The sequence below is a fragment of the Pandoraea sp. E26 genome, assembly GCF_000681415.1.
GTDB classification, from domain to species: domain Bacteria; phylum Pseudomonadota; class Gammaproteobacteria; order Burkholderiales; family Burkholderiaceae; genus Pandoraea; species Pandoraea pnomenusa.
Window position 1 is genome coordinate 81004 of record NZ_AYXJ01000009.1, and the last position, 13416, is coordinate 94419.

Annotated in this window: 11 protein-coding genes; 4 read left to right on the top strand and 7 right to left on the bottom strand. The window is 65.9% G+C overall.

Going from position 1 to position 13416, the window contains the following annotated elements:
* The first annotated feature begins 223 nt into the window (after nucleotides 1–223).
* Nucleotides 224–1024 carry a universal stress protein gene (locus W930_RS26265; RefSeq protein WP_023596001.1) on the top strand — a complete coding sequence of 267 codons (801 nt, stop codon included), beginning with the start codon at nucleotides 224–226 and terminating at the stop codon, nucleotides 1022–1024.
* Between the two features lie 64 nt (nucleotides 1025–1088).
* On the opposite strand, the gene W930_RS0105875 is transcribed toward W930_RS26265, so the two are convergent.
* The 3 genes from W930_RS0105875 to W930_RS0105885 form a co-directional block, all read right to left on the bottom strand.
* Nucleotides 1089–2396 (bottom strand): NRAMP family divalent metal transporter, encoded by a 1308-nt coding sequence (locus W930_RS0105875; RefSeq protein WP_023596000.1) that lies wholly within the window; start codon nucleotides 2394–2396, stop codon nucleotides 1089–1091.
* Nucleotides 2397–2468: 72 nt separating this feature from the next.
* Nucleotides 2469–3506 (bottom strand): nitroreductase family protein, encoded by a 1038-nt coding sequence (locus tag W930_RS0105880; RefSeq protein ID WP_023595999.1) that lies wholly within the window; start codon nucleotides 3504–3506, stop codon nucleotides 2469–2471.
* 64 nt (nucleotides 3507–3570) lie between these two features.
* Nucleotides 3571–4125, bottom strand: coding sequence for a hypothetical protein (locus W930_RS0105885; protein WP_141571616.1), 555 nt, complete (start codon nucleotides 4123–4125; stop codon nucleotides 3571–3573).
* A 650-nt stretch (nucleotides 4126–4775) separates the two neighbouring features.
* On the opposite strand from W930_RS0105885, the gene W930_RS0105890 reads away from it, so the two are divergent.
* Nucleotides 4776–6278 (top strand): thymidine phosphorylase family protein, encoded by a 1503-nt coding sequence (locus W930_RS0105890; RefSeq protein WP_028730855.1) that lies wholly within the window; start codon nucleotides 4776–4778, stop codon nucleotides 6276–6278.
* On the top strand, nucleotides 6275–7183 hold the full coding sequence (locus tag W930_RS0105895; protein WP_023874345.1) for a ribose-phosphate diphosphokinase: 909 nt from the start codon (nucleotides 6275–6277) through the stop codon (nucleotides 7181–7183). Before W930_RS0105890 ends, W930_RS0105895 begins: the two co-directional genes overlap by 4 nt.
* An 82-nt stretch (nucleotides 7184–7265) precedes the next feature.
* Here W930_RS0105895 and W930_RS0105900 read toward each other — a convergent pair whose 3' ends face one another.
* Complete coding sequence (locus tag W930_RS0105900) at nucleotides 7266–8303, bottom strand: zinc-dependent alcohol dehydrogenase family protein (protein ID WP_023595995.1); 1038 nt, start codon at nucleotides 8301–8303, stop codon at nucleotides 7266–7268.
* 24 nt (nucleotides 8304–8327) lie between these two features.
* Complete coding sequence (locus W930_RS0105905; protein WP_023874346.1) at nucleotides 8328–9170, bottom strand: universal stress protein; 843 nt, start codon at nucleotides 9168–9170, stop codon at nucleotides 8328–8330.
* Between the two features lie 245 nt (nucleotides 9171–9415).
* Here W930_RS0105905 and W930_RS26270 point away from each other — a divergent pair, with 245 nt between their 5' ends.
* The gene (locus W930_RS26270) at nucleotides 9416–11386 is read left to right on the top strand and encodes a PAS domain-containing sensor histidine kinase (protein WP_023874347.1); all 1971 of its coding nucleotides are present in this window, start codon (nucleotides 9416–9418) and stop codon (nucleotides 11384–11386) included.
* Nucleotides 11387–11442: 56 nt separating this feature from the next.
* Here the strand turns inward: W930_RS26270 and W930_RS0105915 are convergent, their stop codons facing one another.
* Both W930_RS0105915 and W930_RS0105920 read right to left on the bottom strand, forming a co-directional pair.
* Complete coding sequence (locus W930_RS0105915) at nucleotides 11443–12435, bottom strand: zinc-dependent alcohol dehydrogenase family protein (protein ID WP_023874348.1); 993 nt, start codon at nucleotides 12433–12435, stop codon at nucleotides 11443–11445.
* Nucleotides 12436–12528: 93 nt separating this feature from the next.
* Nucleotides 12529–13374, bottom strand: a complete 846-nt coding sequence (locus W930_RS0105920; RefSeq protein WP_023595991.1) for a cyclic nucleotide-binding domain-containing protein — start codon at nucleotides 13372–13374, stop codon at nucleotides 12529–12531.
* Between the last annotated feature and the right edge of the window lie 42 nt (nucleotides 13375–13416).

Below are 13416 nucleotides of genomic sequence, written 5' to 3' on the forward strand. Positions count from 1 at the left end.
GCAGTTACTTCGGTCTCTTCACCTTAGCGCGACGCCTTTGGCCGCGCGCTCCTGTCTTGCCGGCGCTTGATTCACGTCAACCGTTCGGCCCGCGCGAGCGCACCGAAGTGGTGTGCGGCGCTATAAATGTAGCCATGGCTTCGGTGCGCCGCGAGGTCGCGGTCGAGTTCGCGAAGTCCCATGTCGGGAGATCGAAATGAGCCTACGGAGAATTTGTGTTCATATGGACGACACGGCGACGGGCGCGGCGCGAGTTCGCTTCAGCGCCCGGCTCGCGCGCCAGCACGACGCCAGTCTCTGCGGCATCTACCTGCCACACCGTCCGGGAGCTGTTCACTCGGGCCAACGCGAAGCGTCGGGCGATCACTTCCAGACCGAGGCGCACTCGCGCACGGCATTGCACGCTGCCGAACACCTGTTTTCTCAAGTGTGCGCCGAAAGCGATATCGAGGGCGACTGGCACAGTCCCTATGGGGCGGCCGTCGCCATTCTCTCGAGCGTGGCCAAGGCCACCGACCTGTGTATCGTTGGTCAGCCGGATGCTCCGGGAGGCGTTGGCGCCCTGGGTGTCGACGGCCTTGGCGACGTGATCGTCTCATGCGGCGTGCCGGTGATGGGGCTGCCGCACAACGTGACGTTGCCACAGGAGATTCGTCGCATCGTGGTGGCATGGAATGGCTCGCGCGAAGCGCGCCGCGCCATCGGGGATGCCTGGCAAATGCTGGGCCGGGCCCAGGATATCTTCGTGGTGGGTATCAATCGCTCGCCGGGGGGAGACGACCCCTCGCTGGCCGACATCGTGAGGCTCATGGAATCGCACGGCCTGCGCGCGAAGCCCGTATCCATCCGCGAGGACACGGACGCCAGCGACGGTGTGCAACTCCTGTCCGTCTCCGAAGCCTACGAGGCCGACCTGCTTGTCATGGGCGCATACGGACACGGACCAACCCGCGAGCTCGTCTTCGGCGGCGCCACCCGCACGGTACTCAAGCACATGTCCACGCCCGTGTTGCTGTCCCACTGAGACTTGGCACCCGGGTCTTCTCGTCCTTGCGCCGCCGCCGCGCTTTGCGGCGGCGGCGCAACCTTCAACTTGCGACCAACATCACGACGGCGGCCGCGCCCATCACCGCGGTAGCGATCCAGCCCAGCGCAAGGATCGGCCAGCGGGCCGTGAACGGTCCCATCACCGAACGCCGAGCTGCCAGCAGCAGTACGACCGCCATCACGGGCACGGCCACCACGCCGTTGATCACGGCGCTCCAGAAGAGCGCTTTCATGGGGCTGATGGGGGAGTACTGAATGGCGGTGGCGGCCATGATGCTCAGGGCAATGATGGCGTAGAAACCCTGCGCACTCGTGAGCTTGCGCTCGAGCCCTTCTTCCCAGTGCAGGGTCTCGGCCAGCGCATAGGCGCCCGAGCCCGCGAGCACCGGCACGCCGATCAGCCCCACACTCACGATGCCGAGACTGAAAAGCGCGTACGCCAGGTCGCCGGCCAGCGGGCGCAGCGCGCTGGCCGCCTGTGCCGCCGTCTCGATGTTCGTGACCCCACCCGCATGCAATGTCACCGCCGTTGCCAGAATGACGAAGAACGCCGTGATATTCGAGTAGAACATGCCGGTCCAGGTGTCCCATCCGATGCGGCGCAGCTCGTCGGGCGCGGCAGCGACATCGTCTCGCAAGGGGCGAGCGTCCGGATGCCTCGCCATTTCCTCCACCTCCTCCGACGTCTGCCAAAAGAAGAGATAGGGACTGATCGTGGTACCGAAGACCCCGACGATCACGGCCGCGCTGGCGGAATCGAGGCGAAACGCCGGCCATACCGTTCGCAGTGCCACGGTGTGCCATGGCACGTGCACGGTAAGCAGGACAGCCGCGTACGCGAGCAGCGACATGGTCATCCACTTGAGGAAGATCACATACCGGTGATACGGCACGAATACCTGGAGCAGCAGCGTGCCGAGGGCGAAGCCGATCGTCATCCAGTGCCGGTCGATGCCGCTGGTGAGCTCCGCCACCTCGCCCATGGCGGCCAGATCCGCAGCAATGTTGAGGGTGTTCGCCACGAGAAGCAGTACCACGACGATGCGCAGCACGGCGGGTGGAAACGCGGTGCCGATGTTGGCGGCAAGGCCCTTGCCGGTGACCCTGCCGATGCGGGCGCAGATCAGCTGGATGGCCGCCATGAGCGGGAGCGCCAGCGGCATCGTCCACAGCATGTTGAAGCCATACTGCGCGCCCGCCTGCGAATAGGTTACGACGCCGCTGGGGTCATCGTCGGCCACGCCGGTAATCAGTCCCGGCCCAACCCGGGCGAGAGGATGCTCCCGGAGTCTTTTGCGCAGGCCCTCGCGCAAGGTCGGCGACCGTCGATCGCCCAGGTCGATTCCCATGTCCGCGTGTGTCGTTTGGTGTGAGTGTTGAACGTCGGGCGGCATCGTGCGACGGCTCGTCGGGCGCCGCGATCAGGAAACGACCGAGGCGAGTGTTCGGCGAGGCGTATGTGCCACATCGGGGCCGCGCCCAGCGCGCAGCAGTAGCTGAGGATAATCCATCGTGCCCATCGCTTGGGCAATCGTGCGACGCAAATCGTCCACTTCGATCGGCTGGTTGAGAAACGAGGCGCAAAGGCCGCTGGCGGTCAGTGTCAGCAGGACGCGCTGCATCGCCTGCCCCGCACTCAACCAGCTTTCCTGGTGATCCGCGGCGGTCGACAGGCACAGGAGCAACGGCGAGCCTTCGGCAAGTCGGTGATGGCTGGCTGCGATACCCCCACCGATGTCGAACGTGCGAATGACGGAAGTCACGATTGGCGCCGCGAAGTCGAGCAAGTGGCCGGCATTGGCCGAGTAGCCGGCCATGCCGTCGTCCCGACGCGACGCGCTGATCCAGGACGCCAGTTCGCGGCGAAAGCGAGGATCGCCAAGTTGAATCCGGTCCGCCTGATCGATGAGTTCGGCCAGATGCAGGCGTTCGGCGTGCGCGGTGACAAGGGCGAGCCGGGCGCCCTCGGCTTGCGCCGCGGCATGTAACCGATCGAATACGACCGGCGATATCGGCGCGTCGTCGAACACCTGACGATTCGTGACGCGCTCGGGAATCGCGCCGAACAGCGGTGCAATGTCCTTGTCGACGAACCCGTCTTCGGACAGTTGAACGCTGGCAAGTACGTCGGGCTCGGCGGATGTCGGCAATACCCGAATCACATACGGGCAGCCGAAATGGCTGAGCGCGACTCGCAGATTGAACAGGGCCGCGCCGCAACTGATAATCAGTTCGCGATCGTAGGTGTCGCTCACCGGCAATCCGCGTGCGCGATCGGCGCATACCAGCACGGTGTCGTCGCCCAATACGAAACGCCAGGGCTGGGTATTGTGCGTGGAGGGCGCAAGGATCGCATATTGGAGGCAGAACCGCAGTTTGTCCCGCGCCGCCGCCCGTTCGGGAAACCCGTGTTCGTCGACCGACCATACCCGCAGCAAATCGTTTTGGACGTGGCTCACGAAAACCTCCTTATGCCGACCGCCGTGGCCGACGCTCGCGGCGGGCTCGAACGCATGATTGACATCATCCTTCGCTATTCGCCGCGCGCCCGGCCCTGGCCGGCTTCACCTTCGCCCGGCCGGCTGCCGCGGAACCCTGAAGCCAGGCCAACTGCTGCGCTACGGCCCGATTGGCCTCGCTCGACATGGCGCTCAGGGCGTCCATCGCCGATCGGGTGACATCGCCCCAGGCCTGCCAACCGCTCTCGGCCGAGGCGGAGGACGTGGTGGCCGCCGAGTCGGAGAACACATGTTGCCACGCCATTTGCGCACCTTGGTACTGTTCGGCCCACACCGCGGGGCCACGTGCGCCGATCTGCATCCACCCCTGCCAAATGCGATGCTGCATCGCCAGTTGTCGGTTGATGAAGGCGAGCTGGCTGTTCAGAACCGCGTTGAAATCCGGGGCGCTCGCCAATTCCGCGCCGAAAGTCCTGTCGGCTTCGAGCAAGCCTTCGTCGGTGCGCAACTGCACCTGTCGCAGGCACAGCAGATCTTCAACCCAGTGCCGATGGGCTTCGAGCAGCGCAAGCATCTGTGCCTTGCACAGGCCTAGCATTGGATTCGGTTCCGTAGCCATCTTCACGACTCCCATGACAAGTGCCGGTCACACGGGACGAAGGCGAGGCGCCTTCTGCCTTCTGGCGGGCGAAGCGCAATCGTGGTGCGGCAGGTTTCAGCATAATGGCTCCCCGTGCGTGCCGTTTGCGCCATGTCAACGTCGCGTCTCGCGCGCCTGTCCGCAGTAAAAAAGATGCCCGCCGTAGCGGGCACAGACCCAACTTGCTTGCGCCCTGAACGGGGCCGTATCCGGGCGCAAGTGCCAACCACACGGCAATATCGGGCAATCGACGCATCGGCCAACCCGCACCGACGATGACTCCACCTTAGCGCCGCCGCGCATAGCCGTGTTTGACATATCTCAACGTCCGCGAGGTTGTCCCGGATTGCCGTGCACTGTCTCCCTGAATGTTTCGCCGCGCGCTGCGGGGCTTGATACGCATCAAGCCCGGAACGAACAACGCGGGCCCCACGCGGAATCGGAACTAGTCTTGCAGACAGGCACGTGTCGGGCATCGTATCGAAGGATGCCTGCCGGGCGCCCTCCTCCGTCACTTGCAAGGACCACTCACCGTGCCAGACGACTTTGAACGAACGCCCGACGTCGCGGTCCATGCGCATCGCGCTGCCGCCGAGGATCGTGATGCGGCATCGAAAGACGGCGCGCCGCTGACCGGACGCCGCCTGCGTGCGAGACGCATGCAGGTCGATACGCTGCGCGAAGCGGTGGCGTACCTTCGTCGCGACAGCCTGATCTGTCGCTCCGAAGGATTTGCGGCCCAGACCCGCCTGCAACTGGATTTCCGCGACGTGACCGTCGTTGCCACGCTTCAGACGGTCATCGGCGACTGGCTGGAGCTCGACGAAATCGGTTTGAGCGAGGCGGCCCTGCTGGCATTGGAAGTGGACGAAGGCGAATGGGTTCGGGTGCGGCATATGCCACCGGTCGAATCGTTTCGGCACGTCCGGGGCCGGATGTTCGGCGAGGCGTTCACCCCCGCCGCACTTGACGAAGTGATCGGCGATATTGCGGCGGGCCGTTACTCGTCGATTCACATTTCCGCGTTTTTGACCGCCTGCACCGGCAACCGGCTCGACGACGACGAGATCATCGCGCTCACGCGCGCGATGGTGGCCACCGGAAAAACGCTGCAATGGCAAGCCGATACGGTCATAGACAAACACAGCATCGGCGGACTGCCTGGCAACCGGACGACCCCGATCGTCGTGGCGATCGTGACCTCGCAGGGACTGGTCATGCCCAAGACATCGTCTCGCGCCATCACTTCGCCCGCCGGCACGGCCGATACGATGGAGACGCTCGCGCCAGTCGACCTCAGCGCGCAGGAGATGCGCCAGGTCGTCGACAAGGTGGGGGGCTGCATCGTGTTCGGGGGCGCCGCGGGCCTGAGTCCCGCCGACGACATTCTGATTCAGGTGGAGCGCCCGCTCGATCTCGACAGCGAGGCCCAGATGATGGCGTCGATCCTGTCGAAGAAGCTGGCTGTCGGCGCGACCCATGCCCTGATCGACATTCCGGTCGGCGAGACCGCGAAAATCCGCACGCGTTACGCGAGCGCGCTCTTTTCCGAGCGCCTGCGCGCGATCGGCCGCGCCCTGGGGCTCGAGATCGACACCTACGTCTGTCAGGGCGAACAACCGGTCGGCCGGGGCATCGGGCCGAGCCTCGAGGCACGCGATGTGCTCGCGGTGCTTCAGAACCTCAGCCGTGCGCCGTCCGACTTGATGAACAAGAGCCTCGAGATTTCCGGCCGATTGCTCGAAATCGGCGGCAAGGCCCTACCCGGCGACGGACTGGCCAGCGCCCGTCGCACGCTGACCAGCGGGCTCGCCTGGCAGCAGTTCCAGCGGATCTGCGAAGCGCAGGGCGGCATGCGTGAGCCGGTCGTCGGACGCCACAGCCGGCCGGTGACCGCTCGACACAACGGTACCGTCACCGCCGTCGACAACCGGCATCTGTCGCGCGTGGCAAAGCTCGCCGGCGCGCCGACAGCCGCGCGCGCCGGGGTCGTCTACGAGGCGCCGATCGGCGCCATGGTCGCAACCGGCCAGCCGCTCTTCACCATTTACGCCGAAAGCCGTGGCGAGCTCGAATACGCATTCGAATACGCCTGCCGCTTCCCCGGCATTGTCGCAGTGAGGGAATCATGAAAGACGTCGCGCTCTACGCGTTGCCCGGCAACGAGACGCTGGCCCGCTCGCTTGCCGCGCAGATCGAGTCTCCCATGCAGCGGCTCGAGGTCCATCGCTTCCCCGACGGGGAACAGATGGTGTCGATGGAGGGACCGCTGAGCGGAAAAGCCATCGTCATCGTGTGCTCGCTGAACCGGCCGGACGCGAAGCTGCTGCCCTTGATCTTCGCGGCGGACACGGCGCGAGACCTCGGCGCGCGGCACGTCGTTCTCGTCGCGCCGTACCTGTGCTATCTGCGACAGGACGCCCGTTTTCATGCGGGCGAATCGATCTCCGCCTACAGTTTCGGCCGATTGCTCGGCGCGCAGTTCGACGGATTGGTGACGATCGAGCCTCACCTGCACAGGCTCCCCTCGCTGTCGGTCGTCTACCCGATCCCGGTGCGTGCGCCGCACAGTGTTGCCGCCACGGCCAGCTGGATCGTGCAAAACGTAGCCGATCCGCTGATCGTGGGCCCCGACGAGGAAAGCGAGGCCTGGATCGCCCAGATTGCCAGCCGCATCGGTGCCCCGTCGGTCGTGGCCCGCAAGACACGCGAGGCGGACAGGAAAGTGGACGTGAGCCTGCACGTGCCGGCGAAGTTCGCGCACCGGAACCCGGTGATCGTCGATGACATTCTCGCCAGCGGCCAAACCATGCTGGCTACCGTCGGCGCGCTAGTGAAAGCGGGGTTCGGAAGTCCCGTATGCGTTGCGGTGCACGGTCTGTTCGACGGCGTGAGCGTCGACGAACTCATTGCCGCGGGCGCCGGTCGTGTCGTGACCTGCAATTCGGTCGCGCACGCCACGAACGCGATCGATGTGACCCCGCTGTTGGCCGACGCCGTTCGCGACCTGCTCGACAGCCTGCCTGAGACGCCATGAGGTGCAATGAGCCCCGACCGCCGGCGGCGCGTCGGGGAACGTCCCTGCGCTCCTGCGCGCCTCCGACCAACCCTGCACGGCACTATGGCGCGATGATGACCTTCAACGCATGTGTATTGGCCGCATCGCCGAACGTCCGGTAGGCATTCAGGATATCGGCAAGCGAGAAGTGGTGAGTGATCAGTGCACCCGGCGTCAGACGCCCCGAGGCCACGGTCTTGAGCAGCATCGGCGTTGCCGCGGTATCGACCAGACGGGTCGTGATGCTGATGTTCCTGTCCCACAGCGATTCGAGATGCAGGTCGACCTTGCGGCCGTGCACGCCCACGTTGGCGATGATGCCCCCGGCGGCGACGATCGCCTCGCAAAGTTCGAATGTCGCGGGTACGCCCACCGCCTCGATGGCCGTGTCGACGCCCTGCCCGCCGGTCAGGCGCCTGACGGCCTCGGCCGCATCTTCCCTTGTGGGCGAGATCACGGAGGTGGCGCCGAATCGGGTGGCCACCTCCAGCCGCGCGAGGTCGGGATCGACGACGATGATCTGGGCCGGGCTGAAGAACTGCGCCGTGAGCAACGCGGCGAGCCCGATCGGTCCCGCCCCGACGATGGCCACGCTGCTGCCCGGTTGCACCTTGCCGTTGAGCACGCCACATTCGAAGCCCGTGGGCAGAATGTCGCTCAGCATGACCAGCGCGTCGTCGTCCACGCCGTCCGGCGCGTGGTAAAGGCTGGTGTCGGCGTGCGGGGTTCTGACGTATTCGGCCTGGGTGCCGTCGATGCGATTGCCGAGAATCCATCCTCCGGCGGCGCAATGCGAATACATGCCGCGCCGGCAGGCCGCGCACTTGCCGCACGACGAGATGCATGAGATCAACACCCGGTCGCCGGGCTTGAAGGCTGTGACGGCGTTGCCCGTTTGCACGACCTCCCCGACCCCTTCGTGGCCCAGGATCCGGCCCGGCTCGACCGTCGGCACGTCGCCCTTCAGGATGTGCAGGTCGGTGCCGCATATCGTCGTTTTCAGAACGCGCACGATGGCGTCGGTCGGGTCCTGGATTTCCGGCATGGGCCGATCTTCGAGCGATATCTGTTGGGGACCGTGAAATACGAGCGCTTTCATGGCATGGCTCCTTGCAAGACGGATTCAATGCGACATCAGAACGGGCACGGTCATGCTCTCGAGCATGGTGCGGGTCACGCCGCCCAGCACCCATTCCTGCATGCGCGAGTGACCGTATCCCCCCATCACGATCAAGTCGGTGTTCATGTCCGCGGCGCGCGAGAGCAGTGCCTCGGCCACGGCGACGTCGTTGGCGCCGCGCTCCGGTGTGACATTGACCTGAACGCCATGACGGGCGAAGAACATGCCGATGTCCAGTCCGGGAATCGGACCGAGTCCGTCGGCGCGATCGCCGCGGCTCACATGCATGACATCGACACGCTTGGCCGCGCGCAGAAACGGCATGGCGTCGACGGCCGCGCGAGCTGCTTCACGTCCGCCATCCCAGGCGAGCAGCACGTTGTTGAACGCCTTGGGGAGCTTGCCGGCGTAAGGCACGATCAGGACAGGCCTGCCGCCACCGAGCACGACCGAAGCGACGAAGCCCACAGTCGGCGAGGATTCCGGATCGGTGACGTCCTCCTGCCCCATGATCACGAGGTCCGCGTAGCGCGCGTGCGTGCGCATCTCGCGGATCTCATCGTATTTCGGGGTGAGCCACTCGGGACTCAGCGCCTGACGACGACAGAGGTCCATGAACATCCGTTCGGCGTTCGCAAGGCGTTCGGGATCGCTCAGGGGAACGGGCGGCGGCGGCAGGCCTGCCCCGGCCAGACCCGTGACATCGGGAAATCCGGGTGGATGGAACGGCAGGTAGATCCCCGTGAGGTGCGCGGGCAACCGAAAGGCAAAGTCCGCAGCCAATTCGACACGTGCGCGGCAGCGCGCGCTGTTGTCGACGTGTACCAGCAAGGTCCGATAGGTCATGGCGTCACTCCAGGGCGAGAGGATCTGTTTCCAGCCTAGTACGGCGTTGGCGCATGTCGATTGACGCGGATCAAGGCCGCCCCCCGAGGCGCCGCGTCGAAGCGGCGCCCACTGCCCGGCGGATGGACCACGGATTGCCCGCTGTTGCACCGGCGGGACGATTTACGGAATGACGCGTATGGGAAATTCGGACAAACGGTGATACAACGGCACCATCCGATGCCGTTGCATCGAATTCGGGCGACATGATGGCCAAAACGCTGCTTGGCATGCTTCGATCCATTCGACAATCCGACGGACTGCTATTCGCTGCGGTGTGCCTGCTTTGCGTAGGCGTTGCGACGGCTAACTGGCTGACGGTGCGCTCCGTATTGCACAGCAATGTCGACGCACGCTTCTCGCAACGGACCAGCACCGCCACCGACAAGCTCGCGAGCGCGTTGAGCGCCTACCGCGACGCGGTCCATGGGGCATCGGATTATCTGGCGGACTTGCCCGCGCCCACCGACACGATATTGGCGACGTACGCACAGCGTATGCGGCTCGCGGAGCGCCTGCCCGGCCTGGTCAGCGTGGGCGAGTGCGAGCGCAGCGGCGACCGCATCCGTCGGGTGGCCGCGTATTCCCCCATGGGAGGCGCGATACCGGCATTGGATCTATCGGGTGGGGCCGGCGCGGGGGAGCGCATGTTCTCGCGCCAGTCGCCGTCGACCGGGCGCACCTATCTCGTTTTCCTCGCCAACGCCAGCGCGCCGCCGTCATGCGCCTACGCCATCGCCGACATCGACATGCTGGTGCACGCGTCGATCGGCCCGCTCCTGCACGACCTGACGCTGACCATTGCCGCGGCCGGGGCGACGGATCAGCCCCAGCCGGTATTCGACAGTCTGGCCCCTCGCCCGCCGACTGAGCCGCGGCCGTCCGCCACCTATCGCGCGACGACGCACCTGCCTTACGCCAACAGGGCGGGTCTGGACCTCACCTACACGGCATCCGGCGAATTTGCCGCATTGCGAGGCGCGGGCATGGCCAGTTGGGCGCTCGTTTTCGGCATCATCATGAGTGCCGCCACGCTGTTCGCCTGGGCGGTCGCGCTGATGTCACGACGGCATGCCCGGGCGGTGGCCGAGCGTGAGGGACTCGACAAGCGGCGCTCCGACGGCCGGCTGTTCAGCGTCATCCAGTCGGTGCGCGAGGCGATCATTACCATCGACGAATGGCAGCGCATCCAAATCTTCAACCCGACGGCCGAGAGCGTTTTCCGGTGCAGCGCCATGGAAGCCATTGGCGAGCCGCTGGGGCGTTTCATCCCGGAGCGGTTCCGCGATGCTCACTTCAGGCACATCGAGCGATTCGGGGCGACCGGCGTATCGGAGCGCCTCATGGGGCGCGGCAGGCCGCTGTGGGGGCTGCGCTCCGACGGCGAGGAGTTTCCGATGGAGGCGTCCATTTCCCAGAGCGCCGACGCGGCCGGGAAGTTCTACACGGTGGTGCTGCGCGACGTGACCGAACAGCGCCAGATGGCGAACGCCCTGCAGAACTCCCGGATCGAACTGGAAAAGCTCAACGCCCGCTTGCTTGAAGTGCGTGAGGACGAAAAGCTGCGCATCGCGCGAGAACTCCACGACGATCTTGGCCAGCGGCTCACCGCGCTGAAAATGGACGCCGCAATGCTCAAGCGCACGCTCGACGGCCATGCCCCGGCAAGCGCCGATGTGAAACGCATCGAGCTGGCGATCGACGGGATGATCAGCGCCGTGCGACAGATGGCCGCCGAGCTGCGCCCGCCGATGCTCGACGATCTCGGGCTCGGTCCGGCGATCGAGTGGTACGCACAGGATTTCGCGCGGCGTTACGGCGTCGCCGTCGATGTCACGGGCGCGCGGGGCCTGCCGCCCGTTCCGCCTGCCGTGGCGACGGCGTTGTTCCGAATCGTTCAGGAAGCGATGAACAACGTGGCAAAACACGCGCGAGCGACGTCCATCACGATCGAACTGTCCTGCGATCGGGAATGCCGGCTGCGCATCTCCGACAATGGCCGGGGCCTGCCTCCCACCCGGCCCAAGCCCGACGCGCTGGGACTGATCAGCATGCGCGAGCGAGCTCGCCTGCTCGGCGGATCGCTCGAAGTCCGCAGTCCTTCCGAGGGCGGCACCGTCGTTACCTCCGTGATTCCGCTGGAGAAGCCGCCCTCACCCGGCGCCCCGCCGGTTTGAGGGCCTCCCCCGCTTTGCCAGGCCCGAAGAGACAAACGAACGTGCCTGTCCCGGTCTCACGACGCCCCGACCCGCAACACCGCCGCGCCGGAGAATGCGCCTCGGCGTAGATCGTCGAGCGCCTCGCCGGCCCGCTCCAGCGGGTATTCGCGCGTTGTCACCTTCAGCCTGATCGTGTCGGCAAGTTTGAGAAATTCGAGCCCGTCGTCTCGGGTCAGATTCGCCACCGAGCGAACCTGACGTTCCCCCCAGATCAGACGGTACGGAAACGACGGAATATCGCTCATGTGAATGCCGGCGCAGACGACGACGCCCGCCTTGTCCATCGAAGCGAGCGCCTGGGGAACCAGTTCGCCGACAGGGGCGAAGAGGATGGCGGCATCGAGCAACCGCGGCGCCGGCGCATCGCTCGGCCCGGCCCAGTCGGCGCCGTGGGCCAGTGCAAACGCCTGCCCCTGTACGTCGCCGGGGCGTGTGAAGGCGTAGACCTCGCGGGACTGCGCGCTGGCAATCTGCGCGATCAGGTGCGCCGCCGCGCCGAATCCATAAATGCCGAGTCGGCGGGCGTTGCCGGTCATCGAAAGCGAGCGATAGCCGATCAGGCCGGCGCATAACAGCGGCGCCGCGGTGGCGTCATCGTAGCGATCAGGCAGACGGAACGTGAACCGGGACTCGGCTACCGCGTACTCCGCATAGCCGCCGTTGAGGGTGTAGCCGGTGAAGCGTGCGTCGTCGCACAGATTCTCGCGCCCGCTCAGGCAGAACCGGCAGGACCCGCACGTCGCCCCGAGCCACGGGACACCGACACGGTCGCCAATCCGAAAATCCTGCACGCGATCCCCCAGCGCCGTGACCGTGCCGACGATCTCATGCCCCGGGATGATCTTGTCGGGAACGTCGGGAAGGTCGCCGTCGACGACGTGCAGATCGGTACGGCACACGCCACACACGCTCACCCGGATGAGGACCTGGGTGGGACTTGGCGTGGGGACCGGGATGTCCACCAGCCGCAACGTGTGGTCTGTCCTGGAGAGTTGCATCGCTCGCATACCGGTTCGCGCGGCCGCGCCTCGCCAAGTCTCGTACGTACCGTACGTGTGGTTATGTCTCGTGCCGCATACGCGGCCCGTCCCGTTCCGCCGTCAGGACTGCGTTGCGTTCGCCATGAGGGTCAACTGCCGGATATCGAGCAGCGTGATCTCGCGCTGGCGAACGCGAAGCGCGTTCTGTGCCTGCATTCGGGAGAGCATCCGGCTGACGGTCTCCAGTTGCAGCCCGAGGAAACTGCCGATCTCTTCACGCGTCATGCGCAGCAGGAAGGCGTTCGGCGAGTAGCCCCGCGCGGCCAGCCGGGCGGACACATCCAGCAAAAAGCTCGCCAGTCGGGCCTCGCCGCGGGCGGTGCCCAGGCGCAGCAACTGCTGCTGTTCCCGTACGATGCCGGCGGCGATAAGGCGGTGAAGCTGGTGCTGTACAGCAGGCGCCTGCGTGCCGATCGATTCCAGCTCGGCGAACTGGATGGCGCATACCTGGCTGTCTTCGAGGGCAACGGCCTCGGAGACATACCGGCCGCCGGCAATCCCGGCCAGACCGAGCAGCTCGCCGCCCATCAGGTAGCCCGTGACCTGTTCGCGCCCGTCGGGGTGCGTCAGCACGGTCTTGAACGAACCTGCGCGCACCGCGTATATGTACTCCAGCGTGTCGCCCGGTCGAAACAGCACCTCGCCGCGCCGGACTGTGCGGCGCACCCGCGTCACGCAGTCAAGCCGGCGGGCCGACTCGTCGGAGAGGCCTTCGGCCAGGCAGAACTGCCGAAGCAGGCAAGTGCTGCAACGGGGGGCGCTGGCATCGACGTCATCGAAGGCGCGATGGATCCGGATGGTTCGCGCAGCGATTTCGGCGGGTTCGGCCGGCTCGCGGGGACCGGGTGCGAACGGCGAAATCGGGGAGATGGGCGAAAGGTTCGAAAGGGAAGATGGGGCGTACATGGCAACTCCGTCGCAACGGCCTCAAGTCAAGTCATCACGCTT